This window comes from uncultured Clostridium sp. (genome assembly GCF_947072515.1).
In the GTDB taxonomy this organism is placed as follows: Bacteria; Bacillota; Clostridia; order Clostridiales; family Clostridiaceae; genus Clostridium.
This window is the reverse complement of record NZ_CAMTIG010000046.1, coordinates 1-26,626: the sequence shown is the minus strand read 5'-3', so window position 1 is coordinate 26,626 and position 26,626 is coordinate 1. Positions and strand designations below refer to the sequence as shown.

At 27.7% G+C, this 26,626-nt stretch carries 23 protein-coding genes; 19 read left to right on the top strand and 4 right to left on the bottom strand.

The features are described from left to right. The first annotated feature begins 231 nt into the window (after nucleotides 1–231). The 3 genes from Q0W06_RS14695 (at nucleotide 232) to Q0W06_RS14685 (ending at nucleotide 1,571) form a co-directional block, all read left to right on the top strand. A complete protein-coding gene (locus Q0W06_RS14695; RefSeq protein WP_297637238.1) occupies nucleotides 232–369 on the top strand; it encodes a hypothetical protein in 138 nt (45 codons plus the stop codon). Nucleotides 370–533: 164 nt separating this feature from the next. Beyond that, nucleotides 534–977, top strand: coding sequence for a hypothetical protein (locus Q0W06_RS14690; RefSeq protein ID WP_297637235.1), 444 nt, complete (start codon nucleotides 534–536; stop codon nucleotides 975–977). 138 nt (nucleotides 978–1,115) lie between these two features. Beyond that, on the top strand, nucleotides 1,116–1,571 hold the full coding sequence (locus tag Q0W06_RS14685) for a VanZ family protein (protein ID WP_297637232.1): 456 nt from the start codon (nucleotides 1,116–1,118) through the stop codon (nucleotides 1,569–1,571). Between the two features lie 29 nt (nucleotides 1,572–1,600). On the opposite strand, the gene Q0W06_RS14680 is transcribed toward Q0W06_RS14685, so the two are convergent. Beyond that, on the bottom strand, nucleotides 1,601–2,965 hold the full coding sequence (locus Q0W06_RS14680) for a DUF2334 domain-containing protein (protein ID WP_297637229.1): 1,365 nt from the start codon (nucleotides 2,963–2,965) through the stop codon (nucleotides 1,601–1,603). 204 nt (nucleotides 2,966–3,169) lie between these two features. Here Q0W06_RS14680 and Q0W06_RS14675 point away from each other — a divergent pair, with 204 nt between their 5' ends. From Q0W06_RS14675 to Q0W06_RS14630, 10 genes are all read left to right on the top strand, one after another. After that, entirely contained in the window at nucleotides 3,170–4,642 is a 1,473-nt protein-coding gene (locus Q0W06_RS14675; RefSeq protein WP_297637226.1) for a glycosyltransferase family 39 protein, read from the top strand. Beyond that, nucleotides 4,624–6,066 carry a glycosyltransferase family 39 protein gene (locus Q0W06_RS14670; protein WP_297637223.1) on the top strand — a complete coding sequence of 481 codons (1,443 nt, stop codon included), beginning with the start codon at nucleotides 4,624–4,626 and terminating at the stop codon, nucleotides 6,064–6,066. The genes Q0W06_RS14675 and Q0W06_RS14670 overlap by 19 nt, the downstream gene beginning before the upstream one ends. Further along, nucleotides 6,050–6,424, top strand: coding sequence for a GtrA family protein (locus Q0W06_RS14665; protein WP_297637222.1), 375 nt, complete (start codon nucleotides 6,050–6,052; stop codon nucleotides 6,422–6,424). Before Q0W06_RS14670 ends, Q0W06_RS14665 begins: the two co-directional genes overlap by 17 nt. 197 nt (nucleotides 6,425–6,621) lie before the next feature. Continuing rightward, nucleotides 6,622–8,442 carry an LTA synthase family protein gene (locus tag Q0W06_RS14660; protein WP_297637220.1) on the top strand — a complete coding sequence of 607 codons (1,821 nt, stop codon included), beginning with the start codon at nucleotides 6,622–6,624 and terminating at the stop codon, nucleotides 8,440–8,442. A 168-nt stretch (nucleotides 8,443–8,610) separates the two neighbouring features. Next, nucleotides 8,611–9,969, top strand: coding sequence for a peptidoglycan binding domain-containing protein (locus Q0W06_RS14655; RefSeq protein WP_297637217.1), 1,359 nt, complete (start codon nucleotides 8,611–8,613; stop codon nucleotides 9,967–9,969). Nucleotides 9,970–10,135: 166 nt separating this feature from the next. Next, entirely contained in the window at nucleotides 10,136–10,825 is a 690-nt protein-coding gene (locus Q0W06_RS14650) for an MgtC/SapB family protein (protein ID WP_297637215.1), read from the top strand. Nucleotides 10,826–10,999: 174 nt separating this feature from the next. Then, on the top strand, nucleotides 11,000–13,075 hold the full coding sequence (locus tag Q0W06_RS14645) for an elongation factor G (RefSeq protein ID WP_297637213.1): 2,076 nt from the start codon (nucleotides 11,000–11,002) through the stop codon (nucleotides 13,073–13,075). A 45-nt stretch (nucleotides 13,076–13,120) separates the two neighbouring features. Beyond that, complete coding sequence (locus tag Q0W06_RS14640; RefSeq protein WP_297637210.1) at nucleotides 13,121–13,354, top strand: hypothetical protein; 234 nt, start codon at nucleotides 13,121–13,123, stop codon at nucleotides 13,352–13,354. 119 nt (nucleotides 13,355–13,473) lie between these two features. Continuing rightward, entirely contained in the window at nucleotides 13,474–14,259 is a 786-nt protein-coding gene (locus Q0W06_RS14635; protein WP_297637207.1) for a DUF2828 family protein, read from the top strand. 335 nt (nucleotides 14,260–14,594) lie between these two features. Next, nucleotides 14,595–16,328: an N-acetylmuramoyl-L-alanine amidase gene (locus Q0W06_RS14630; RefSeq protein ID WP_297637205.1), complete on the top strand. Its 1,734-nt coding sequence runs from the start codon at nucleotides 14,595–14,597 to the stop codon at nucleotides 16,326–16,328. 207 nt (nucleotides 16,329–16,535) lie between these two features. Here Q0W06_RS14630 and Q0W06_RS14625 read toward each other — a convergent pair whose 3' ends face one another. Further along, on the bottom strand, nucleotides 16,536–18,206 hold the full coding sequence (locus Q0W06_RS14625) for a PTS transporter subunit EIIC (RefSeq protein ID WP_297637202.1): 1,671 nt from the start codon (nucleotides 18,204–18,206) through the stop codon (nucleotides 16,536–16,538). A gap of 376 nt (nucleotides 18,207–18,582) precedes the next feature. Here Q0W06_RS14625 and licT point away from each other — a divergent pair, with 376 nt between their 5' ends. The 6 genes from licT (at nucleotide 18,583) to Q0W06_RS14595 (ending at nucleotide 24,825) form a co-directional block, all read left to right on the top strand. Beyond that, complete coding sequence (gene licT, locus Q0W06_RS14620) at nucleotides 18,583–19,407, top strand: BglG family transcription antiterminator LicT (protein ID WP_297637199.1); 825 nt, start codon at nucleotides 18,583–18,585, stop codon at nucleotides 19,405–19,407. A gap of 21 nt (nucleotides 19,408–19,428) precedes the next feature. Beyond that, complete coding sequence (locus Q0W06_RS14615; RefSeq protein WP_297637196.1) at nucleotides 19,429–20,052, top strand: histidine phosphatase family protein; 624 nt, start codon at nucleotides 19,429–19,431, stop codon at nucleotides 20,050–20,052. Between the two features lie 307 nt (nucleotides 20,053–20,359). Next, nucleotides 20,360–21,346: a phosphodiester glycosidase family protein gene (locus Q0W06_RS14610; RefSeq protein WP_297637194.1), complete on the top strand. Its 987-nt coding sequence runs from the start codon at nucleotides 20,360–20,362 to the stop codon at nucleotides 21,344–21,346. A 12-nt stretch (nucleotides 21,347–21,358) separates the two neighbouring features. Next, nucleotides 21,359–22,360, top strand: a complete 1,002-nt coding sequence (locus tag Q0W06_RS14605) for a hypothetical protein (protein ID WP_297637191.1) — start codon at nucleotides 21,359–21,361, stop codon at nucleotides 22,358–22,360. Between the two features lie 110 nt (nucleotides 22,361–22,470). Continuing rightward, the gene (locus Q0W06_RS14600) at nucleotides 22,471–23,709 is read left to right on the top strand and encodes a competence/damage-inducible protein A (RefSeq protein WP_297637188.1); all 1,239 of its coding nucleotides are present in this window, start codon (nucleotides 22,471–22,473) and stop codon (nucleotides 23,707–23,709) included. A 198-nt stretch (nucleotides 23,710–23,907) separates the two neighbouring features. Beyond that, nucleotides 23,908–24,825: a type II CAAX endopeptidase family protein gene (locus tag Q0W06_RS14595; protein WP_297637185.1), complete on the top strand. Its 918-nt coding sequence runs from the start codon at nucleotides 23,908–23,910 to the stop codon at nucleotides 24,823–24,825. Between the two features lie 147 nt (nucleotides 24,826–24,972). On the opposite strand, the gene Q0W06_RS14590 is transcribed toward Q0W06_RS14595, so the two are convergent. Further along, a complete protein-coding gene (locus tag Q0W06_RS14590) occupies nucleotides 24,973–25,848 on the bottom strand; it encodes a hypothetical protein (protein ID WP_297637183.1) in 876 nt (291 codons plus the stop codon). A gap of 118 nt (nucleotides 25,849–25,966) precedes the next feature. Then, nucleotides 25,967–26,626: NAD-dependent protein deacylase (locus tag Q0W06_RS14585; RefSeq protein WP_297637181.1), on the bottom strand; the 660-nt coding region annotated here is incomplete at its 5' end.

The window sequence follows — 26,626 nt, the reverse complement described above, 5'->3', positions numbered from 1 at the left end:
TGCACGCAGGGGGTCAGGAGTTCGAATCTCCTTACCTCCACCAAATAGGTGGAAAGCCATGAACTTATGTTCATGGCTTTTATTTTTTTCAAAAAGAATAAAATAAGGTATATATATGATATAATAAAATAAACATCTGAAAGGATGACAGTTTTCACATGTATAAATAATTAATTATATAATAAAAATATGGATAGCTAAATGATAAGCTAGGGGATGGGAAGTGTTTTTGTGACTATTATTGATGAACTAAAAGAGGCTCTCAAGCAATTAAAATTAGAAAAAAGAGATTTAGTTTTAGCAAATAAAAAAACTTCAGAAATCGATAAGAAAATTAAAGAATTACAAGAAAAAATAAATAATATGTAGGGTATGTATGAGAAACAGAAGAAGAAGGATACTAAGAGTTAGATTTTAAAATTAGCTCTTAGTTTTTTTATTTAATTAAGTAATATTCAAAAGTTACAAAGCATATAGTTTATTTAGAGAAGATTAAATTAGAATATGATTAAAACTGGGAGGGGCTATGTATTATGATAAGAACTGTAGTGTGTCATAGAGATGGGTGTAGTGGAAATAATTTTTTTATAAATAGTATAGATGGGAAGATACAGGCTACATGCACAGAGTGTGAGAATGAATCAGAATATAATTTGAATGATGTAGGATATTATTTAGTTTCAACTTGTAAAAAGTGCAGAAATGAAGCATTTAAATTATTTATGGATACAGATAGAAAAACATGTTTTGCTAAATGTGTTGAATGTGGAGAAGCACCTGAAAAAATATTTATTGATGAGTATGGAAATCAAGTCTCAGCACAGGAAAAATTATTGAATGAAGTTAAAGAAGAGTTGCATTTTATAAATCAAAGGATGCATAATTTAGAGTTAAAAATAGATGACATGGAAAAAGGACAAGCAATTTTAGAAGAATCTTTAGCCTATATAAATAGATATATAATCGACGAAAAATAATACGGAATTTTAATATGGACTCTAAGCAATAAATAAAATTAAAATATTTAAATTTATTTATTAATACTCTTGTCATTTATGAATTTATAATTTATACTACAATTTATTATAGAAGTAAGTTAGGGGAATTTATAAAATATGAGTAAAAAAGGAAAGTTAGGAATTGCTTGGGGTCTATTGATATTTTGGATGGGATTAATATTTTTTATGTCCAATCAACTAGCGGATATTTCAAATTCACAAAGTAATTTTATTGTTGAATTGATTAAAAAAATGGGAATACATGTAACGGAGCGGAATATAGAAGGAATAACAACTTTCGTAAGGAAAGGTGCTCATTTTAGTGAATATACAATTTTAGGGATTTTGGGGTATAATGTGATTAGATATTATATTTCTACAAGAAAGGCAAGATTCTTGGCATTAATATTAGTAGTTGTATATGCTTGCTCGGATGAGATTCATCAAATTTTTATTCCAGGGAGAGCAGGACGTTTTACAGATATAATAATTGATTCATGTGGCGGTGCGTTCGCATTTTTAATAATTGTATTTATAAATATGAAAAATAGATGGTTAAGTGATAAATTATAGTTAAAAAAGAGGGAATAGACCCCTCTTTTTTAATTTCCAAAATCAGTTGGATGAATTGCAGTGTAGCCATTTTCTATGAAAGCAGTTATTAATTTAGTTAAAATAGAATTATTAGAAAAACTTGCTTCAAAATAGTTATTAGAATTATTTATTGTAATATATTCTAATTCTAAAGATGGATGATAAAACATTGATACTAAGAAGTTTGGAGGAGCATTTCGAATTTTTTTTATTTGAGATGAAGGATCCCTATTTTTTATATAGCTTAGAGGTGTTGGAATAAATAAATTATCATGTTTGGTTGTTTTTAATCCAATATAATTAAATAAGCTATAAGGTTCATACTGATATTGGAAGTATTGACCGATTATTTCTTTTTGAGTTTTAGTTGCATGATAGTGCGGACTTTCAAAGAAATTTACTGGAATATTCAAGCTTGAAGCTGTAAAAAGAGCTTTTTCAATTACTTCCATAGTTTCTTGCGGTGTTGAATTATCCTTTTTTGTAAGTTCACTACCAACTGTTGAAACAGTGTTTTCACTTTGATGAGTATAACCATGTAAACCAATTTGGCCATTAGAATTAATAAGATAATCAAGCATATTGATAAATCCTATATTTGAGAATGTATTTTGTTTAAGTAAATCATTATCTATATTATTTTCAGGATTAATGTAACGAGGTACCCATGCTACATTGAATTTAAAATTATTTTCATATAGATAATCAGCCATTGCTTTAAATTTTGTTTGTTCACTAGTTAGAGCAAATGAGCTACCTGCTGTAACATCTTCAAATCTAAATAATGCCGCTTTCCCATCTTTTAAAGGGAGATTACTTAAGTTAATTTTATTTAAATGGGATTTTAATAATGAAATGGAATTTGTATCTTCATTAAATATAGCAGTTAAATTGAATAAAAATTCTATATCAGAAAGTGAAATGAAAATTTCATTATTATATGTTAGAAGCTCTCCTCTTGGAAAATACTTTTTTCCATTGAGTATCCATTCTTTTGAATTCGATAAATTGATGTTTAAATTTTGATTTCCTAAAGTTAAATCAGAAAATTCAAAACTGAATGTTTTAGCTAAATAGGTTACTGGTATATAGTAACGATGACTTTTTAAAAGTATAGGAATATTATCTGGAATCTTCTGATTTAATATAGATAAATTTAAATCGGAAAGTTCTTTTATATGATTATTATTAGTTTCAAAGTTTATTGTAAGACCAGAATAATTTTGAAGATTTTCTTTTTTTATAGCTTTACCTTGAACGCTTCCATCTTTAATATAGATGTTTCCTTGAAAAAAACTAAAATAAAATGAAATTCCATAAAGTAAAATGGCTCCAAAAATAATTCCTAAAGTAGATAGTATTATTTTTTTCATTATGTCCCCCTTATAACTCTCACTTTAATTCTCAATAAATATTATAACAAAATGATTGTATTAAAAAGTAATTAAAGGTAATAATAAGAAAAAAATAAGATTTTAAGAATAATATAAATAAGTTTAAAAGTATTAAAAAATTAGTATATGTGATAAAATTGATAGGGTAATAAAAAGGAGTAAGGAAAGTTTTGGGGGAGACTTATGCTGAAAAATGAAAGATGGGATAAAATTAGTTTTAAATTTATTAGGTTTGTAAATAGTGCTTTAATAGTTTTAATTGGAATGATATTAGTAACTACATATGATTTTTTAAAGAGGACAAATGGGAAGTTTGGAAATATGGATATTATATTTATGGGGGGAAGTATACTTATAGGATTATTTTGCTACTTTTTATATAAGAAGAAGATGAAAAGTAAAAAAATAGTTATAATTTTACTGATTATTGGATTTATACTAAGAATAGTATGGGTGTTATCTATAAATAGTATACCTATTTCTGATTATAATGGCATATATAGAACAACTCATGAAATTTTACAAGGGGATTTTAGTCAATTAAGGGGAATTGGATATTATGCAAGATTTCCACATTTAACAATACCACTGTTATTTGCAAGCTTAATGCGATTAATTTTTCCTATTAATTTGTATATAGCAGTAAAGATTGTAAATTGTATTTTTTCGAGTTTAGGAATTCTTTTTATTTATTTATTAGTAAAGGAAATATTTAAAAAGGACATGTATGGATTAGTAGGAGCTTTTTTTATGGCACTGTATCCACCGGTTATATTATACACAGCTGTGTATTGTAATGAAAATCAAGCAATACCTTTTTATATTTTAGGGATTTATTTATTTTTAAAATATATAAATAAAGATAAAAAATATATAGGTGTATTTGGGGCTGGAGTAGCACTTTCGGTAGGAAATCTATTTAGAATGGTAGGAAGTATAGTTGTTGTAGCATTTATTTTATATATTATAGTTGGTGTTAGTCTTACTTTTAAGGAACGACTAAAGAAAGGTATTATAGTAATTTTAGGATTTATAATACCATTAGCTATAATTAGCTTTGGATTGAAAGCGATAAACTTTACAGAACAACATATTTGGGATGGTAGTGAACCAAAAATAACTAATATTCTTAAAGGGACGAATATTGAAGGTGGTGGTGGATGGACACATGAAGACGCTATGATACCTGAGATATATAATTTTGATAAGAGTAAGATAGAGGAAGTTTGTAAAGAGATAATATTAAATAGATTTAAGGAATCTTCACTGAAAGAATTATTAGATTTTTATTATAAAAAATATACAGGGATATGGAGTAATGGTGAATTTTCAGGAGCATATTGGGCTGAACATAGTTTAAATGATTCTGAAATGATAGTACGAATAAGTCAAAATGGAATTTGGTATATAAGATTATTTTATTTGATATTAATAGCTTTTACTTTTTTAGGATTATTTAATAAGGAAAGCTTTAAAGAAAATATGGGAATTAATCTTATTTACTTTATATTTTGTGGTTATGGAATAATGTTTTTAATTACTGAAAGGCAAGATCGATATACATTTATAATGTGTTGGATATTTATTATTCTTGCTATGAATGGAATAAATTTAATGAATAGGTTAGGAGTAAGTAAATGGAGAAGTTCAGATTAGGATTTACTGCTTTTGTAACTAATGCACTTAAGTTGCTTTTAGGGCTGATTTTAATAACAGCCCTTGGAGCTGTTGCAGTGTATACAAAAACTTTTGATATATCAACGGTGATTACAATAGCGGTATATGTTATAACTTTTCTTGGAGGTATATATATAGTTAATAATAAAAATATATCTTTAAGAACAAAAATAATATTAATCTTGGTGTGGGGAGCAATTTTAAGAATATTGTGGATGCTAAATGCTAATACTGTGCCACAATCAGATTTCCATACAATGTATGTAAGTGGGCAGGAGCTATTAAAAGGTGATAATTCAGCATTTATTGGAACAGGATATCTAGGAAGATTTCCACATTTAATTCCAATGGCTGTATATATGGCATCTATGATAAAGTTATTCCCAGTTTCAAATATAATTGCTATGAAGGGTGTAAATCTAGTTTTAAGTTTATGGTGTATATATTTAATGTATAAAATAGTTAAAGAAGTTTTTGATAGTGAAAAATATGGAATGATAGGAGCTATATTAGCAGCTGTATTTCCACCATTTATTACGTATGTTGGAGTATTAGTAACAGAAAATATAGCAATACCATTTTATATGTTAAGTATATATATTTTTATATTATGTGTTAAGAAGAAACTTAATTCATGGTGGTATTTTGCAGCAGGGATAGCTCTTGGAATAGGAAATTTATTTAGAACCGTTGCAGTAGTAACATTAGTAGCGTTAATTATGTTTATTATTATTTATGTAAAAGAAAAGTGGAAAATAAAAGCTAAAGGAATAGTATTATTAATAATAGCCTTTCAGTTGGTAACTGTAGGTACTGGGTTAGTATTTATAGGAACAGGAGTTACAAATGAATTATTAACTAATGGAACAGAACCTAATATAACGAGTATATTAAAAGGAACTAATGTGCAAAGTGGTGGTAGATGGAATCCGGAAGATGCTGCTATTCCAGAAAAGTATCATTTTAATAAGAAAGAAATTATTAAGGCTTGTGATAAAATAATATATGATAGATTAACAGAAACACCAAAACCAGTTTTAGCTAAGTTTTATTTAGAAAAATATGTTTTACAATGGAGTGAAGGAACTGCATCAGGAATGTATTGGACTGAACTAAATATGAAACCTAGTCAAATGCATGTTTATTTTAATAATGGTGGACTTGGAATATTCCAATTAGTATTTACTGCAATAATGTTATTTGTAGTTATTGGATTATTTAATAAAAAAAGATCTAGAGAAGGAAATGGATTAATAAATCTATTTTATATAATGTTTTGTGGATATGGAATAACATATTTAATAACGGAAACTCAGGGTAGATATGCTTATATAGTTGCATGGATATTTATAATTATGGCACTTGCAGGATTAGAAAGGATTAAAAATGGAAAAGTTAATTAAGTTTGGATTTGTAGGAGTAATAAATTTTACAATAACTCTAATAGTATATAATATACTTATACATTTTGGAGTGAATTATATAGTAGCTAACTCTATTGGTTATATAGCTGGTATGGTGAATAGCTACGTATGGAATAACATATGGGTATTCCAAGCAAAAAGTAAATCGCTTAAAGTAGCAATAAAATTTATTATTGTTAATTTAATTGTAATGGGAATAAATAATATACTATTATTTATATTAGTTAAGGACTGTGGACTTAACAAAACTATTGCTCAGGGAGTAGCATTAGTAATTACAACATTAATTAATTTTGCTGGAAATAGATTTTGGACATTTAGAGAAAAAAGCAATTAGAAAAAAGTAAAACAAAGCACTATAGTATAATTTTAGTAAAAATATATTATAGTGCTTTTATATTTATAGAGATAAGAAAAATACTGCGAAATACGATGTTTTTTGATATAATATGCATTATATTAGTAATAGTATTTTTTTGAAATAAAGTAATTAAAAAGAATTTAAATATAAAATGGATAATAAGAGGGGGATAAATGAATTTAGAGAAGTTTTTAAAAGAGAAAAAGCTCAATATAGAAGTAGGAAATTTTATAATATGGGTAGTATTTTTGATGATGGTTATAAAAACTATTATATTTGTTATTATAGGAACATCTAAAACAGGATATACTGTAGCAGTATTTGTTCCAATTATAAAGTTATTGCCAACGCAATTAGCAACTATATTGATTTTAATTTTTCCAGCATATTTATTTAAAAATAAAAAACAATTGACGTATTTACTTATAATTGATTTAGTATATTCTATATTTTTAATATTGAACTTGTGGTACTTTAGAGCATCAGGAGAGTATTTGGGAATAAGATATTTAATTTTTCCGGGATTATTTAATCCGATGAATAGAAGTTTAATAAATTTAAGTTGGAAAGATTTAATATATATAGTAGACTTACCGATACTTTTTTTTATTTTGATGAAGACTAAACTATTTATAGATAAGAAGAGGAATATAAAGATTTCAATAATAGGGATTTTAGTTTGTATAGTTGCGATTTATGGTACATATTATAAATATGATGTTAGACGAACTGATAATGGAAAGACAATTTTTATTGGAGATGATTGGGGTTCAACACCTGAAATGAGAAATATGTGGCCATTAGCATATAATATATATCAGGACTGGAAAGCTATTAAAGCATATAATATAAAACCAAATCAAGAAGAAATGAATGTTGTAGATAATTGGTTTAAAAATAATAAAGAAAATTCGAAACAAAATATAGATTTTGGATTGCTGAAAGGAAAAAATGTTATATTTGTTCAAATGGAATCTTTAGAGGATTTTGTGATTGGAGAAAAAGTATATGGGCAGGAAATAACTCCAGTATTAAATAAGCTAACAAAACATTCTTTCTATTTTAAAAATGTTTATGAGCAAAATAATGGAGGAAACAGCATTGATTGTGACATGATGGTTAATACGGGAATGCTAACTTTGGGAGATAGTATTACATTTATAAGCAATCCATATACAGAATATCCATCCATGGCGAAAGTTTTAGAAACTGACGGATATAATTCAATATCTACAAGAGCAGAGCCAGGCGGAGATTATGGTTGGGCAAAAGCACATAAAAATGCATTAGGATTTAAAAATATCTGGGATGGAAATGAATATGATTTTGATGAAATTGTAGGATTTGGACTATCAGATAGAACTTTCTATAATCAATATATTGATAAATTAAGTAGTGAAAAAGCACCATTTTTTTCAATGATACCGAATCTTTCTAATCATGGACCATTTGATATAAAAGAAAAGTATAGGGCATTAAATTTACCAGAGAATTTAGATAAAACAAAACTTGGAGGATATTTTCAAAGTTCTCATTATGCAGATGAACAATTAGGATTTTTAATAAATAAATTAAAAAAACTTGGGATGATGAAAGATACCATTTTGGTGATATATGGAGATCATGGAGGTATCCATAAGTATTATAATGAAGAGTTAGAATCTATAGATTTAGATGGAGATTGGTGGCAAGATTATGAAAAGAAAATTCCATTGATAATATATAGTGAGGGAATGAAGGGTAAAGAAATAGCTACAATAGGAGGCCATATGGATATAATGCCTACTGTATTGAATCTTTTAGGGGTAAAATCCAAAGTGCCATTAATGGGAAGAGATTTATTAAATACAAATATTAATTCAACGATAATAAAAGGAAATGAAATAATAGGAAATCCTTCAGAAAAGGAAAAACAACATTTAGAGAAGGCATACACAATAGCAGAATATATAATTAAAAATAATTATTATAAAAATAATTCTATGATTAAATAAAATTAATAAAGTGAGCTACAAATAGTGGCTCACTTTATATATAGAAATATAAAATATTAATACATTGATTAACTTAAATAATTAACTATTATAATGAAAGTATGATAATATTATAGTGAAATCTTAAATAGGGGATTATTATAAAAACAATGATTGGAGTAAGAACAAATGAAAAAAAATTTTATTGGTATTGGTGTAGGAATTGCAATATTACTAATAGTTTATTTAGGAATATCTGCATATTTTATGAATCATTTTTATTTTAATACATCAATTAATTCAGTAAATGTTTCAGGAGATACTGTAAATAATGCAATAACTAAAGTAGAAGATAAGTTGAATAATTTTAAAATAGAACTTATTTTGGAAAATGGAGATAAGGAATATATTACAAGCAAAGATATAGGACTAAATGTAAATCTTTCAGAAGCAATTGAGCAACTAAAAGATAGACAAGCACCTTTTGCATGGATTTTTAGAATTTTTAATAAAAATTATACAACTTTAGATATAGCAACAGAATATGATACTGGAGTTTTAAATAATTACTTAAATAGCATAAATATTTTTAGTAAAGGAGTATCGCCTAAAGAACCTACATTTAAATATGTGAATGGGCAATATGAAATACTTAAACAAGTAGAAGGAAATAAAGTAGATAAAGAAAAATTGGACAAAGATATTTTAAATGCTGTTGAAAACAATAAAGCGGTTATAAATTTAAAAGAAGATAATTGTTATCAAAAACCAAAGTATACTGAAACATCACCAGAAGTTTTAAGGGCTAAAGAAGTTTTAGATAAATATGTGAATACTAAAATAACATTTACTTTTGGAGATAATAATACTGTATTAACTGGAGATACAATTAGTGGATGGCTTAGCGTAAATAAAGATATGAATGTAGTTATTAATGAAGCAGCTGTTGCTAAATATGTAAAGACATTGGCAACTAAATATAATACTGTTGGTAAAGCTAGACCATTTAAAACTTCATTAGGAAACACAGTTATAGTTTCAGGTGGAGATTATGGATGGAAATTAAATGAAGCAGCTGAAACAGATAAAATTATAGAAAGCATAAAGCAAGGTGAAAATATAAATATGAATCTTATATTTTCACAAAAAGAAGCTAATTATGGAGAAGATGGTGTAGGAAATACTTATGTGGAAGTAAATTTAGGACTTCAAAAAGTTTGGCTTTATAAGGATGGAAAACTTGTTATTGAAAGTGATACAGTAACAGGAAATGTTAGTGAAAAACATGGTACACCACCAGGATATTATTATGTAAAATATAAAGAGAAAAATGCAAGATTAAAAGGTGAAAATTATGATGTGCCAGTTAAATATTGGATGCCTTTTAATGGAGGAATTGGATTACATGATGCTGACTGGAGAAATAAATTTGGTGGAGATATTTATTTGAAATCTGGATCACATGGATGTGTAAATTTACCTCCAAATGTAGCAGAGACTATATTTAACAATATTTCAGCAGGAACTCCTGTTGTATGTTATAATTAGAAGGAAGTAGAGAAGGTTATTTATAGCCTTCTTTATTTTAACGTATAAAAAATTATATATAAGAGAAATCGTAAAATAAAAATTAAAAATGAGATAGAGTTTTGGAATTATTTTATAAAATAATTATTTAAATATAATAAAAACAAAGAAAGAGAGGTAATAGATAATGAAAGAAATTGTCGGTTTTTTTGGAAGTCTAAATATACAAGTAGATTTTATAATAAGATTATTGCTAGCTGTTATTTTAGGTGGAGTAATTGGATATGAAAGAGAATCTCATTCAAAAGAAGCTGGACTTAAAACTCATATATTAGTTTGTGTAGGATCGGCATTAATAATGATAGTTTCACAATATGGTTTTTCAGAAGTTTTAGGAACATATGTAAATGTGGATCCAAGCAGAATAGCAGCTCAAGTTGTATCTGGAATTGGATTCTTAGGAGCAGGTGTAATATTTAAAGATAATAGTTCTATAAAAGGATTATCAACAGCAGCAGGAGTTTGGTGTGTAGCAGCAATTGGATTGGTAATTGGATCAGGAATGTACATATTGGGTGTTTGCTCAACTATTATAATACTCATAGTATTTAGTGTATTAAGTAGAATAGGAAGAAAATTTTATAATAATCACTTAGAAATACAAATAAAAACAAATAGTAATGGATATCAAAGCTTTAAAGAGTTTTTAGAGGATAATAATGCAATAATTTTATCTACAAAAGTTACATTAGTAGATAATGAAATAACTATATCAAATTTTAAATTTAAAATAAAAACGAATAATGAAGCAAAAGATATAATTGCAAAAGTTGAAAATTCGGAAAATATAACTTTAGAATTTTTTGAAATTTCATAGGAAAAAATATGTAAAAATATTTAAAAACACTCATTAGAGATTTTTAAATATTTTTATTTTTTTATATTTTAAAATCATCATAGAAGTTTAAACCTTTTCATAAATATAGAATAAATGAGTTTTGTGAAAAGGTGGTGAAGGGGTTTATGTTTACCAAGCATAAACTTAATAAATATGAAAGAGTATTGTATTAAAAATCTTAGAAACATAGGATTTATGGGTCATGGAACTACAGGAAAAACTTCTTTGGTAGAAGCAATTGCATATAGAAGCGGTTTGACAGATAGAATGGGCAGAGTAGAAGATAAAAATACAATAAGTGATTTCGAAGCAGAAGAAAAAAGAAGAGGATTTTCAGTTTCGCTTTCAGTAGTTCCAGTAGAAAATAAAGATATAAAAATAAATATTGTAGATATGCCAGGATATTTTGATTTCTATGGGGAAACAATTCAAGGAATGAGAGCGGTAGATTTAGCTAATATAGTTGTTTGTGGTGCAACAGGAGTACAAGTTGGAACAGAAAAAGCTTGGGATTACTGTAATAAAATAAAGTTATCTAGAACATTTTTCATAAATAAATTGGATAGAGATAATTCAGATTTTGATAAAGTATTTTCAGAATTGAAAGATAAGTTTGGAATAAGTGTAGTACCAATTCAATATCCTATAGGTAAAGCAGAGGAATTTAGAGGGGTAATAAATGTAATATCAGAAAAAGCAAGAATATATAATCCAAAAACAAAAGAAATGGAAGAGAGTGATATTCCAGAAAATTTAAAAGAAAAAGTTGCAGAATGTAAGGAAATGATAACAGAAGCGGTTGCTGAAACAAGGGAAGATCTTTTAGAAAAATATTTTGAAGAAGGATATTTAAGTGAAGAAGAGATTTATACAGGTCTTCTAGATGGATGTGCAAGAGGGGAAATTGCACCAGTAATGTGTGGAAGTGCGATTAAAGGTATAGGAATAAATACACTTTTAGAAGATATGGTAATGTGTTTCCCAAATCCAACTTTATCATTAGCGCAAAAATGTATTAGAGAAGATGGCGAAGAAGATTATATTTGTTTAGATGAAAAAGAAAAATTCTCAGCATTTGTTTTTAAAACAACAATGGATCCTTTTGCAGGTAAATTATCTTATTTTAGAGTTATAACTGGAGAAGTAAAAAATAATGATGTTGTTATAAATAGTAAAAAGAAAATAGAAGAAAAAACTAGTAATTTATATTTAGTTTGTGGAAAAAATTTAGAGAGAACAGATAGAGTAATTGCAGGTGATATTGGAGTTATAGGAAAGGCAGATTCATTAGAAACAGGTGATACTATTGTAGAAGTAGATAACAGTATTGTTTATGATAAATTAAATTTTAGAAATCCAATGATGCATATGGCAGTATATCCAAAAGAAAAAGGAAATGAAGATAAGATAGGAATAGGGTTAAGTAAAATAATTGAAGAAGATAAATCGTTAGTTTTAGAAAGAAGAGAAACAACAGGGGAGCAAGTAATTAGTGGTGTATCGAGATTACATTTAGAAGTTGTTGAAAGTAAACTTAAAGAGAAATTTGGAGCAGAGGTTCTGTTTAAAAAGCCTAAATTTAATTATAGGGAAACTATAACAGGTCATTCTGATGTGCAAGGAAAGCATAAGAAACAATCAGGAGGACATGGACAATATGGAGATGTGAAAATAAAGTTTGAAAGAAGAAAGGATGGGGAAGTAAATTTAGAATTCGTAGACAATGTAGTAGGGGGAGCAGTTCCTAGAAATTATATACCTGTAGTAGAAAAATCTTTAGAAGAATGCATGAAGAAGGGAGTTATATTAGAATATCCAATGGTAGAACTTAAAGCAACTCTTTATGATGGATCTAGTCATGCGGTAGACTCATCAGAAATGGCATTTAAAATAGCCACAACAATTGCATATAAAAGAGGAATTGAATTAGCAAATCCAATAATATTAGAACCAATAATGAAAGTTGGAGTATTTACTCCAGATGAAAATATGGGGGATATAATATCAGATATAAATAAGCGTAGAGGAAGAATATTAGGAATGGAGGGAGAAGGAGAGTTAAAAGCAGTAATAGCCGAAATACCAGAAAGTGAATTGTTTACTTATGCTATAGATTTACAAGCAATTACAGCTGGAAGAGGATATTTTGAAGTAGAATACTCTAGGCATGAAGAATTATCAAAGATAGAAACTTTGAAACTTATAGAAAATAAAGAAAAAGAAGAATAAAAATTAAGACCTCCTGTCATAATAAAGGTATGAAGGAGGTTTTTTATGTCAAATTATATAATGAATGTAAGAAAAAAATTAAAAAAAGAAGAATATGGGAATATATGTGATTACTTAGGGATAATAAGTAAGCATGATGAATTTACTATGCAGATAGAGGATGTTGAAAATATAAATTTTGATATTATAAATAAGATATTTGAAGAAAATAATGTAGTAAAGGTTGGAGAAACTATATATGAAAATGGTGAATGTATAATAAAAGGTAATAAAAAGTAATATGTAGTTTGTATAAATGGAGTATTTTTATAATTGTTGAGAAATGAAAGAAGACATATTATACTTTAATAAGGTAAAATAAAAATATAACTTAAAATATAACAAAAGAAGAGGTATTTATGTCAAAGATATTAAAGGAAGATATAATAAAAAGCAATAGTGCATGTGAACCCATTACTTCTGGATTATATAATTATTTTAGTAAATTTAAAGAAATTAGAGAGTTGACAGAAGAGGAGATAATTAATTATTTTAATGAAGCATTTGAAGAAGATAAATTGAGTACATTAAAATTATTATTTTATTTAAGAGATGTGAGAGGCGGACTTGGTGAAAGGAGAGCTTTCAGAGTAGTACTTAAATATCTAGGTGAAAATTATCCAGAGATAGTAAAAGCAAATATTAGGTTTATTCCATATTATGGACGATGGGATGATTTATATTCTTTATTTTATACTGATGTTGAAGATTCAGTAATAAAACTCTTTAGAAGAACATTAAAAGAAGACTTAGAGTGTGAAAAGCCATCATTATTAGCAAAATGGATGAAATCATCAAATACTACGTCAAAAGAAAGTAGAGAATTAGCTAATAGAACAATAAAAAAGATAGGTCTTACTCATAGACAATATAGAAAGACATTAAGTTATTTAAGAAGAAAAATAAATATAGTAGAAATAAACTTAAGTAATAGAGATTTTTCTAATATTAATTATGAGGAAATGCCATGTGGAGCATTAAGTAAATATAAAAAGACTTTCTTTGAATTTGATAGACTTAGATATATGGAATTTAGCAAAATTAATATTACTAATAGTTTTAGTGTAAAAGAAGATAAATGGTCATATGAATTTATGGTAAATTTAATTAAGTCAGAGAGATATAATTTAATAAAAATGGTATAATATGATTCTGATAGACTCAAAGTAGCAAAAAAGAGAGTCTAGTGAAGAGTCTAATTTTTATAGGTTCAAACAGCAATTCCTGCAACAGAATCTAGTATTTTAAAATTAGATTTAAAAGTTTCTTAAATTTTGTATTTAAGAAGCTTTTTTTATTTTAAATTTCAAAATAATAAAATAAGTTCAAATAATTCATAAAATAACACAAAAATACATATTTTTTTAATAAAAACTTAAAAAATATTAAAAATGTAACAAAAATTTAACTAAATATGATAAAATAGTTAAAAGTGGATAGAATTAATATTCATAGAAAGAAATAATGGGGGATTTTATTAATGAAAAGGTTGAAAATAATGTTATGTATTGCTTGTGTTTTGAGTTTTGGGACAACAACAGCTTTAGCAACTGGAATTGAGGGGAACGATAATAAGGGAAATGAAACTGAAATTGTAAAAATAGAGAATGAAACTGATAATGATAAAAAAGACGAAGGGGATATTTTAGGAGTACAAAAAGTTGAGGGGAATATAGTACAAGAAAATCTTGATGATGAGAGTTTAAGTATTTCATTAGATGAGTATTTAGCAAATAAAGAAAAAGTATCATTTAAACAACATAGTTTTGCACAAATAGAACAAAAAGAAGTTCAAGTAAATAAAGCATTAAATATTATAGAAACAAATTTTAACTGGAATGGAGATTTAGATTATTCAAATAATCCAAAGAAAATGGTACTACATCATATTGAAGCATCAAGACCAGATTCAACAATTCCAGTTACAGATATACATAATTGGCACTTAGCAAATGGTTGGACAGGAATTGGATATCATTTTTATATAACGAAGGATGGAAGAGTGTTTAGAGGAAGACCAGAAAATGCTGTAGGTGCACATGCTAAAGGAGTAAATGCAGAGAGTATAGGGATAGCTGTTGAAGGAAAATATGATATTGAAAATATGCCAGAGGCACAAAAGAAAAGTGTAATTGAATTAGGAAAATATTTAAAAGATAAATATAATATGAAAGATATTTTAAAGCATAAAGATGTTAATTCAACAGACTGTCCAGGAAAAAATTATCCTTTTGAATCAATAAAAACTGAAATATTAAAAGAAAATCCAGTGGTACCACCAGTAACACCACCAATAACACCACCAGTAGTACCACCAGTTGAGGATTCTTTTGTACCACCAATTAACGAAGAAGCAAACACAAGACCGATTGTAGATAAAACTTTAAAAATCAAATATCAAGTACAAGGTGAGGACTACGGATGGCAAAATTCAGTATATGATGGGGCTTTAGGTGGAACAGAAGGACAGTGGAAACGAATGGAAGGAATAAAAATTAACTTAGAAAATGCTCCACAAGACTTAGGTATTTCATATAGAACACATTCGGCAGGAGATTCAGGGTGGAGAAGTTGGAAAAATGAAGGAGAGCTTTCAGGAACAGTTGGAGAATGGAAGAGAATGGAGGCTATTCAAATAAAGTTAAATGGAAAAATAGCAGAAAATTATGATATAAAATATAGAGTACATGTGGCTGATAAAGGATGGCTTCCATGGGTTAAAAATGGAGAGACAGCAGGAACGATGGGTGAAGCTAGAAGAATAGAAGGAATTGAAATAAAAATAGAATCAAGTAATGCTTTTGGCGTAGAATATCAAGTACAAGGTCAAGATTATGGATGGCAAAAAGCTAAAAGAGATGGACAATTAGGTGGAACAGAATATCAATGGAGAAGAATGGAAGGAATAAAAATCAATCTTAAAAATGCTCCAGCAGGAGTTGGAATAAAATACTCTACACATTCAGCAGGAGATCCAGGATGGAGAGAATGGAAGACAAATGGACAACTTTCAGGAACAATTGGTGAATGGAGAAGAATGGAAGCTATAAAGATAGAGTTAACAGGAAGTAATGCAAGTAAATATAATATTGAATATAGAGTACAAGGCGAAGATTATGGTTGGCAATCATGGGTTAAAAATGGACAAATGGCAGGATCTATGGGACAAGGAAGAAGAATGGAAGGTATTGAGATAAGAATAGTGAAAAAATAATTTAAAAGGATTGTATCTAATAAAAGATACAATCCTTTTTGTATTGAAAAATATATAAGGCAATTTAATAAAAAGAGGATACTATCATAAAGATAGATTAGTTAGAGAGTAGGGTTTATGAAAGAACCTCTTTTTTATAAGTTATAGGGTTATAACTTAATTTTGAATTTTTAAATATATCAATGATTATTGAGAGAAGCTGATAAATTATTCTTCTCCAATAATTGAGTTAATTTCATTTTTATAAGAGTTAGCTTTAGCGCCGAAAATAACTTGTACACCATTACCAACTTCAACTACACCAGCAGCACCAAGATCAGTAAAAGCTTCTTTATTTACTATAGCTTTATCTTTAACTTCAACTCTTAATCTTGTAATACAAGCATCAACACTAACTATATTGTTTTCCCCACCTAAAGCATCTAGAACAATCGGAGCGTTGGCTTGAATATCATTTTTACTTGTAGAAGATGAAGTAACAGCATCTTTTTCACCTTGAAAATCTTTTTTAGTGAATAATTTTGTTTCTTTTTCATTTTCATCTCTACCTGGAGTTTTTAAATTGAATTTCTTGATTATGAAGCTAAATAGTAAGTAGTAAACTACAGCATATACTAGTCCTACAGCTACAACCATAAACCATTTTGTTGGAACACCAGCTCCAGCAGGTAATAATCCAAATAGTGAGAAGTCAATAAATCCACCAGAGAATGTCATACCTATAAATACATTAAAGATATCCATTAACATAAATGATAATCCAGCTAGTAAACAGTGAACTCCATAAAGGATAGGTGCAACGAATAAGAATGTAAATTCTAATGGTTCAGTTATACCAGTTAAGAATGATGTAACAGCTGCTGAAATCATAAGTGAAGCAACAACTTTTTTCTTTGATGGATGAGCACATTTATACATTGCGAATGCAGCAGCAGGTAAACCAAACATCATGAATGGGAATTTACCAGCCATAAATTTTGTAGTACCAGCAACTATTTCTGACATAACAGCAGGAGTAGCACCAACTAAATCACTCATACTTGATAATTGTGCAAAGTAAGCTGTGTTAGCTCCAGCAACAACTGTATGTGCACCATTAACAATAATATCAGCTTCAACAAAAGATCCAAACCAGAATGGAGTATAGAATACATGATGTAGTCCAAATGGGATTAAAGCTCTTTCAACTACTCCATATAAGAAACTACCGAAATAACCAGCATTTTTAACAACTTCTGCTATAACACTAATTCCATTTTGAACAACTGGCCATGCAAATGCTAAAACAGCACCAACTAAAGCCATAACTAAAGCTGTAATAATAGGAACAAATCTTGATCCAGCAAAGAATCCTATAACTGCTGGCAATTCAATATTATAAAATTTATTGTGTAATATTGAAGTAACAATACCAGTAATAATTCCACCGAATACTGACATGTTAAGTGTAAATATACCTAAGTTAGTAGTAACATAAGTTCCATATTCACCTACATTATCAGGAGTAACAACACCTAATTGAGTAACTCCTAAAGTTAAAAGTGTTGAAATAACTTGATTCATGATAATGAATCCAAATACTGCAGCAAGACCAGCAGTACCTTTATCTTTTTTAGCAAGACCAACAGCAACACCTACTGCAAATAGTAATGGAAGGTTTCCAAAAACTATATCACCTATATTTTTCATAACTGTTAAAATAGCTGTAATAGCTGGGATATTAACAAAAGCTATAAGTGGTTCGTAAACTGATGGTGGATTATTAAGTCCTGCGATTCCTAATAAAGCTCCTCCTACACCAAGTAAAATACCAGCGATTGGAAGCGCTGCAATTGGAAGCATTATTGCTTTTCCGATTCTTTGTAAAGTTTGTAACATTATAATTCCCCCTTAATAAAATTTTATAAATGAAACCTTTAGGTTATAAAATAAAATAAAAAGACCTAAATATTTATAAATCATATAGAAATAAAAAATCTTAGATTTACATATATTTAAGTCTTGCCTGTCTATTAAAGTAACAATCTTACACTATTAAATTTATAGCTGAAAAAATTGCCTAATTTAATAGTAACAATTATTTACTGCTTTACAAGTAAATGTTATCATGTTAGATAGAGAACGTCAATAAAAAATTAATAAAATTTGAAAAAAATTAAAAAGATGATAATATAATTATTATAGAATATTATGAGAAATAATTGTAATTGTAAACGAAAATAAATATTTGAATAATATTGTGATAGGAGGGGCCATGAGAATAAACAAGATATTAAATAACAATGTAGTCATTGCAATAATCGATGGGGAAGAAATTGTAGTGATGGGGAAAGGTGTGGGATTTCAAAAAAAGGTTGGAGATATAATAAGTCCAGAAAATATTGAAAAAGTTTTTAAACTTCAAGGTGAAAAAGAAAATAGGAGCTTCAATCAATTGATGGGAGAGACACCAGCAGAATACTTAACAATAACAAAAGATATAGTTACACTAGCAGAAGAAAAATTGAAAATTACATTAAATGAAGTTATATATATAATTCTTACAGACCATCTTTTCTTTGCAGTTACAAGGAAGCGAGAAAACATAAGAATTGATAATCCGATACTTTGGGAAATAAAAAGTCTTTATAAAAAAGAATTTAAAGTAGGATTGGTAGGAATTGAAATAGTCAAAAAATATACTGGTGTTAGTCTTTCGGAAGATGAGGCAGGTTTTATAGCTTTACATATAATAAATGCAGCATTGAATGAAGACATGTCTAATACAATGAATATAACGATTATGACTAATAAGATATTGAGTATAGTTAAAAGAGAATTTAACATTCAATTTGATGAAAACTCTTTAGATTATATGAGATTTCTAACACATTTAAAATTTTTTGCTCAAAGAATTTTTAAAAGAACACAAATTAAGGATGAAGATGCAGAGTTCTATGAGATGGTAGTAAATAAATATAAAGAAGAAAAGCAATGTATTAATAAGATAGAAAATTATATAAAAAAGCAATTTAATTATAGATTATCTAAACAAGAAGTGATTTACTTAATAATGCATATAAGAAAATTTAGACTTTAAGATTAGGAAGAAGGAAATAAAATGACAACGATATATCTGACAAGACATGGACAAACGGAATGGAATTTAGAAAAAAGATTACAAGGAAGAGGAAATTCACCTCTTACGAAATTTGGAATAGAGAGAGCAAAAGAGCTTTCAGAAAGAATGAAAAAAATAAAAATAGATAAAATTTATACAAGCCCTATAGAGAGAGCCTATAAGACAGCTGAAATATTAAAAGGTGAAAAAGAAATACCATTAATAACAGAAGAAAATCTTATGGAAATGAACTTTGGCGAATTTGAAGGACAGATAATGGAAGAGATAATGGCAGCTAATCCTTCATGGAATATGAATTTCATAATGCAAGGAAATACAGAAATGAGAGCACCAAAGGGAGAAACCTTACAAGAAGTTAGAGATAGAGTTAAAATAGGAATGGATAAAATAATATTAGATAATGAAGGAAGGAATATTTTAATTGTAGCTCATGGAATAACTTTAAAAGCCTTAATGTATTATTTTAAAGATACGGAAGTAAATAGTGAAGTTATGGGACAAGCTACATTAACAAAAATTATAGTAGATAATAATGATATAAAAATTGAGTTTAAAAATGATGGAACACATTTTACAAAAGAAAATGCAACAACAGGTTGGTAAAAAATTAATAGTTAATTAATGAATGTAGTGAATAAAAATAGTTTAATTTAAAGAAACTATTTTTAATTCACTTTTTTATTTTTGATTATATAAAATGCTGATATTTTAAGCATGTAATTATTTAATTTAAATATAAGGAAAAAGTAAGGAAAATGTAATTATCTTCGAAGAAAAAATATTTAGAGAAGAACAAATATGTATAATTAATGAACAATAAGTAACTTATTTAGAAATGTTATTCTTTATTTAATTCAAATCTTTGAAAAAATTATATAATGAAAAATATTATGTAATTAGGAGAGTTCTTATGAAGAAAAAAAAGATTAAGTGGAAATTAGTTATAGCCTTTATAGTTTTTGAACTAATATTTACTGTTGTAACAGCACCGTTTATTCTTCTATACGGACCTTTTGATAATGCTAAAAGAATATATGTAGGATCAGCAATGACTACATTTAGACATCAGTATTTGGCAACAGCATTTTTATCAAAGGAAAGAATAGATCAAATTTTAAACTCTGCACCAAAAGGGGAAACAGCTACAGGCGATAATGGGTCCACAGTGGATATTACAGGTACCCATAGTAATGCTATAGACTTATATAAGTTTGAAAACTCAAAATATACAGGATATATGATGGTGATAAAAAATCCTAAGAGAATTAAAATAGCATATACAAATAGTCTTTACAAAAAGGGAGAGACTACATCACAAATGGCAATGGATAATAATGCAGTAGCAGCTGTTAATGGTGGAGCGTTTGTAGATACTTCAAGTAGTGCTAATTGGACAGGAAATGGAGGAACACCAAGTGGGGTTATCATTTCTGATGGAAAAGAAGTATTCTCAGATTTAAAACCAGGTCAAAAAACACCTTGTATGGCAATGGATGCTGAAGGGAAAATGTATGCTGGATCTTATACACTTCAACAACTTAAAAATATGGGAATTACTCAAGCGGTAAGTTTTGGACCAGTTCTTATTAAAAACGGGCAACCATTAGACTTGAGCAGTGTATCTGCATCTTGGGGAGTTGCACCAAGAACTGCAATTGGGCAAAGAGCAGATGGATCAATTGTTATGATGGTTATCGATGGTAGAAGTATAGTAGATGGATTAGGCGCAACTATAACAGAACTTCAATCATTAATGCTTACAAAAGGAAAATGTGTAACTGCAATAAACTTAGATGGTGGTAAATCTTCTACAATGTATCTAGATGGTAAGGTAATAAATAACTTATCAAATGGATTAGGAGAAAGATATATAGCATCAGCAGTAGTCGTTAAGTAGAGAGGTAAGAAGATGAGAAAAATAAAACTAATAGTATTATGGGTATTAATATCCGTTGTATTACAATGCAGTGTATTATTTTATCTAAATAATGCCTACTTTAAAGATGACACTGATGTTAGTATGCAGCAAATATCTATATCAGATAATATGAATCAAAAAACAATTCATGTAGCAATTCCATCAAATGCAAGTAACATAGGTATATCTTTCGATGGAGTATATATAACTTATAAAGATGATGGAGTATATAAAATAGCAGATTCATCTACAGGAAATACGAAAGATTTAGGAAGTTCAAATTCTCCAGTATTATGTGCAAGATGGCTTGTAGGAAGAGATATGATTTTAACACTTCAAAATGTAGATGGAGAAGTCGTATTATATAGTACAGATGCTCAAAATGGAGAAAGTAGAAAATTAGTTAATATTTGTGAGTACGGACAAAGTTTAACTAACTTTGATATTAAAGCATCAACGATAACAGGGGTTACTTATGTTAGAGTTAATAATATGATTTATAGAATAAATATAAATCAAACTAGTGCTCAACCAGTTTACCCAGTAGTAAATTACTTAGGAAGTATGGATACTATGCCAACACAGGATAGATTAATTTATGTAGCAAATCAAGGAACTGTATTACACATAACACAACCAAATGCACAAATTGATATGAATACAAAAAATCCATTAACTATATTAGGAGTAGATGATAATGGAGTTATTTACTTAGGAGAAATGGAATATGGTTACGTTAAGAGTATAATAACTAAGAATTTAAATAATCCAAGTGAAGCAAGTAAAACTATTCAATTAAAAGAACCAGTTACAAATAATGATATAAATATTCGTCAAGATGGAAAAATATATGTAAATTATAATATGCAAAGTGAAGTAGTAGAATTACAATCACAGAGTATAACAAAATATACTGGGCAATTTATAGGATTCTATCAATACGGTATTTCAACATTACAAAGCGGAAAATACTATAAACAAAAATTTAGTTAGAAATAGGCATCTTTAAGATGCCTATTTTCTTTTATAGAGTAATAGGGAAAGTGTTATAATAAGAATACAATAGAGGAGGTGAAATAGGCTTAAGAAGAGCCTATGTAATTATGAAATGTGAATTAATATCAGTTGGAACAGAGATACTTTTAGGGGATATTGTAAATACTAATGCACAATACTTAGCTAGAGAATTGGCTAATATGGGAATAGATATATACTATCAAAGTGTAGTTGGAGATAATAAAGAAAGAATGCTTAAATCATTTAAAGAGGGGTTTTCAAGAAGTGATATAATAATTACTACTGGAGGACTTGGACCCACTAAGGATGATATGACAAAAGAATTAGCTTGTGAATATTTTGATTTTAAAAGTGAATTGCATGAGGAAAGTTTAAAAGAAATAAAAGAATATTTTAGACGAATGGGAAGAGAATGTGTTGAAAGTAATGAAAAGCAAGCATATTTCCCAAAAGAAGCAAAAATTTTTAAAAATAATAATGGGACAGCACCAGGTGCTATACTAGAAAAAAATGGTAAAATAATAATTGTCTTGCCAGGACCACCTAAAGAGATGAAACCGATGTTTAATGAAAGTGTTAGACCTTACTTAGAAAAGCTTACAGGAAATACGATTGTATCAGAAGTAATAAGAATATATGGTATTGGTGAAAGTAAGGTAGAAAACTTAGTCCAAGATTTAATAGATCAAGGGGAAAATCCAACAGTAGCACCTTATGCAAAAGAAGGAGAAGCAACACTAAGAGTTACGGCTAAAGCAAAAACAAAAGAAGAATGCAAAATATTAATAGAGCCTATTATTAAAGAAATAGAAAAAAGATTAGGTAATGCAATATATAATTTGGGAGAAGAGGGATTAAATCTAACTGTTGCTAAAATGTTAGTTAATAAAAAAATTACCATAGGAACAAGTGAATCATGTACCGGTGGATTATTGGGAGGAACACTTATAGACTATCCAGGAATATCTAATGTTTTTTTAGAAGGCGCTATAACATACTCCAATGAATCAAAGGTTAGAACATTAGGAGTAAAACAAGAGACATTAGATAAATTTGGAGCAGTTAGTGAAGAAACAGCTAAAGAAATGGCTGAAGGAATTAGAAAAAGATGTAATTCAGATATAGGAGTTTCTACAACAGGAATAGCAGGACCAGATGGTGGGACAAAAGATAATCCAGTCGGCCTTGTATATATAGGTGTTTCAATAAAAGATAGAACTATAGTCAGCAAAAATATATTTAATGGGGATAGAAATGCAGTGAGAAGAAAAGCTTGTCTTAAAGCTTTAGATATGGTGAGAAAAGAAGTATTAGAAGGAAAATAGGAATATAATTTTATAAAAAGCATAAATTATACAAATAAAACAATCCCTCTTAACTTAGGAGTAGTAAGAGGGATTGAATATTTGTATATAAATAAAATGGGGGAGAGGCGATTAATTTAATGAAGCAAATAGCCTCAATAATAAGTATCTCCGTATATATGAAATTTATACTATGGGAAAAAATAGAAAGGAGAGTTTATGGGGAAAATGGGACAAGTTTATAGGAGTAATATATTCTTTTGTGTAATGTTAGTTATAAGTATATTAGGGAGTATTATTTGTGGAAGGATATTTCCAGTTATAGGAATAACAGATGTAAGAATAATATTATTTCTAAATCATACATTATTTTTTTTGATACCAGCAATAATTTATGTAATATTGACTAAGCAAAGCTTCAAGCAGGTATTTAAATTAAATAGGATGAGTGTAAAAAATATTTTCTTAGTAATATTATTAGGTTTTGTATGCGTACCGTTAATGAATTCATTTGGAATTATAAGTAGTATATTTTTTGAGAATACAATACAAAGCTTTATGGGAAACATATTAGAAACGCCATATATAATATTATTACTATTAATAGCTGTTATGCCTGCAATAACAGAAGAGATAACGTTGAGAGGTGTAGTTCTTAGTGGATATGATGAGAAAAGCAAATTAAAAGCAGCTTTAATGAGTGGGGTTTTATTTGGAATATTTCATTTAAATGCTCATCAATTTTTATATACTATGGCACTAGGATTTATATTGGCCTATGCTGTAAGAGTTACTGGAAGTATTTATGCATCAATGATTATGCATTTTATACTTAATGGAACATCGATAACACTGCAAAAGATAATGATGATGGTTAATACAAATCAAGAATCAATTGAACTAATTGAGAAAATAGATTTTATGTATTTAGGTAGTGCAATTGTTATGATTATTTTAATGGGAACAATAGCATTTTTCATTTTAAAAAAACTAGAAAAAAATTATAATATTAAAAATGGAATTGTAGTAAATAATCAAAGAACCTTTAAATATATAAAAAATAAAGAAAAAATTATCAATATACCTTTTATAATGAGTATTATTATATATATAGTATTTATGTATCTGTTTAGATAAAATATCCCCTCTTAAATATTTAAGAGGGGATACTTATTTGAAGGGAATGAAAATCCCTATATTATTTATTTATAGATGTTTACAGGAAGAATAATATAAAATTATGATAAATTACTATAAAATTTAAAAATTCCAAATGTATTTTATCTAATTAGTCTGAGAAAAACCTTTTGTAAAATCACCTTTTTTACAGTAAGCATAAAAATCAGTATAGAAATCCATTCTATCCTTACTTTCAAGTCCTTCTTCCTTCTCTTCAAGATTTGCAAGTTTAATTTGTCTTAGAACAATATCATTCATAGGCACGTTTTTTGCATTATGCATCATATCGTACATAGTCATAAATACAGTAGTTCTACCGATACCTTCTTTGCAGTGGAAATGAATCCAAGAATTTTTAGGTACTTTAGTTATTGATTGAACAAAAAGATTAATCATTTCTGGTGTTGGGAGTTTCGTGTCGGTAACGGTTATTCTAATGTAATTATCTTTATTATTTGTTACTAAAGTTTGTTCAGAATAAACTTCTTTGGGAGTGATAGTTTTTCCTTTTATATTAATAGGAGTTCCTATTTTAATACTAGCAAGTTGAGCATCATTTCTAGCAATTACTTGATTATAACTAAGCCCCATATTAGCTTTGTCACCGTCACCTTCCCAACTTACAGGTAAACCATTTATAAAACCATGAGATTCTTGTCTTAAATCTACAAAAACAAGATTTTTATTTTTAGGAAGTTGCTCTTTAACCAAAGAAAGTCCAGTTTTAGAATACTGTTGACTTCCAGAAATATTAAGAGTATTTAGTCCTGCTAAATTTAAATTACTAGGATTCTCAATAGGATCCGTAGATTTTCTAAAACGTTCAGGAAGTTTGTTAAAGTTTTCATTGTCTAAAATAAGAACTTGTTCATTTACAGGAATGTCTTCATTGTTAAGAGCAAATGAAGTAAGTGGACTTCCTAATAAGGAAAATAGAAATAATAAAGGAATAAGACTAATACGTTTTAAATTTTTTTTCATAATAAAAATCACCTCTTTCAAAATTAGAATTTCCAAAAAGGCGATTTTTATAAGTGGATTTTATATAATAATCCACAGAAATAATTAATATCAAACTTAAATCAACATAAAATGTGGATTAAAGATTTTTAGTAGCGGCTTCAAGAACCTTTCCAATACAATCATTAATAATTAAAGTAGCTTTACTATCAGCAGAAGTAGAAGATTTATTTATTAAAATTAAATTTTTACCTTTAAAATAATTAATAAGTCCTGCAGCTGGATATACAATTAAGGAAGTGCCACCAATTATTAAAGTGTCAGCATTAGAAATAGCATTTATAGAATTATTTATAATAGTATTATCTAAATTTTCTTCGTAAAGTACAACATCAGGTTTAACAGAGCCACCACAATTAGTACAAGTTGGAATATCTGTTGAATTTAAAATGAATTTTTCATCATAGAATTGTCCACAACTAGTACAATAATTTCTAAGAACAGAACCATGAAGCTCAAATACTACTTTAGAACCAGCAGATTGATGTAAACCATCAATATTTTGAGTTATAATAGCTTTGAGCTTGCCCATTTTTTCTAGTTTAGCTAAAGAAATATGAGCCATATTAGGTTTTGCATCTGGATAGATAAGCTTAGATTTATAAAAATTAAAAAATTCTTTAGGATATTTAATATAAAAAGTATGAGATACAAGTTGTTCAGGACTAAAGGTCATATTAAGTTTTTCATTAAACAAACCATTAGAACTTCTAAAATCAGGAATATTACTTTCGGTTGA

Bases quoted from the DNA above. Each gene is read 5' to 3' on its own strand.
- Q0W06_RS14645 (WP_297637213.1), top strand. From the start codon at position 11,000: ATGAAAGAGTATTGTATTAAAAATCTTAGAAACATAGGATTTATGGGT.
- Q0W06_RS14595 (WP_297637185.1), top strand. From the start codon at position 23,908: ATGGGGAAAATGGGACAAGTTTATAGGAGTAATATATTCTTTTGTGTA.
- Q0W06_RS14610 (WP_297637194.1), top strand. From the start codon at position 20,360: ATGAAGAAAAAAAAGATTAAGTGGAAATTAGTTATAGCCTTTATAGTT.
- Q0W06_RS14690 (WP_297637235.1), top strand. From the start codon at position 534: ATGATAAGAACTGTAGTGTGTCATAGAGATGGGTGTAGTGGAAATAAT.
- Q0W06_RS14665 (WP_297637222.1), top strand. From the start codon at position 6,050: ATGGAAAAGTTAATTAAGTTTGGATTTGTAGGAGTAATAAATTTTACA.
- Q0W06_RS14650 (WP_297637215.1), top strand. From the start codon at position 10,136: ATGAAAGAAATTGTCGGTTTTTTTGGAAGTCTAAATATACAAGTAGAT.
- Q0W06_RS14605 (WP_297637191.1), top strand. From the start codon at position 21,359: ATGAGAAAAATAAAACTAATAGTATTATGGGTATTAATATCCGTTGTA.
- Q0W06_RS14670 (WP_297637223.1), top strand. From the start codon at position 4,624: ATGGAGAAGTTCAGATTAGGATTTACTGCTTTTGTAACTAATGCACTT.
- Q0W06_RS14590 (WP_297637183.1), bottom strand. From the start codon at position 25,848: ATGAAAAAAAATTTAAAACGTATTAGTCTTATTCCTTTATTATTTCTA.
- Q0W06_RS14655 (WP_297637217.1), top strand. From the start codon at position 8,611: ATGAAAAAAAATTTTATTGGTATTGGTGTAGGAATTGCAATATTACTA.
- Q0W06_RS14680 (WP_297637229.1), bottom strand. From the start codon at position 2,965: ATGAAAAAAATAATACTATCTACTTTAGGAATTATTTTTGGAGCCATT.
- Q0W06_RS14660 (WP_297637220.1), top strand. From the start codon at position 6,622: ATGAATTTAGAGAAGTTTTTAAAAGAGAAAAAGCTCAATATAGAAGTA.
- Q0W06_RS14635 (WP_297637207.1), top strand. From the start codon at position 13,474: ATGTCAAAGATATTAAAGGAAGATATAATAAAAAGCAATAGTGCATGT.
- Q0W06_RS14675 (WP_297637226.1), top strand. From the start codon at position 3,170: ATGCTGAAAAATGAAAGATGGGATAAAATTAGTTTTAAATTTATTAGG.
- licT (WP_297637199.1), top strand. From the start codon at position 18,583: ATGAGAATAAACAAGATATTAAATAACAATGTAGTCATTGCAATAATC.
- Q0W06_RS14600 (WP_297637188.1), top strand. From the start codon at position 22,471: ATGAAATGTGAATTAATATCAGTTGGAACAGAGATACTTTTAGGGGAT.
- Q0W06_RS14685 (WP_297637232.1), top strand. From the start codon at position 1,116: ATGAGTAAAAAAGGAAAGTTAGGAATTGCTTGGGGTCTATTGATATTT.
- Q0W06_RS14630 (WP_297637205.1), top strand. From the start codon at position 14,595: ATGAAAAGGTTGAAAATAATGTTATGTATTGCTTGTGTTTTGAGTTTT.
- Q0W06_RS14625 (WP_297637202.1), bottom strand. From the start codon at position 18,206: ATGTTACAAACTTTACAAAGAATCGGAAAAGCAATAATGCTTCCAATT.
- Q0W06_RS14640 (WP_297637210.1), top strand. From the start codon at position 13,121: ATGTCAAATTATATAATGAATGTAAGAAAAAAATTAAAAAAAGAAGAA.
- Q0W06_RS14615 (WP_297637196.1), top strand. From the start codon at position 19,429: ATGACAACGATATATCTGACAAGACATGGACAAACGGAATGGAATTTA.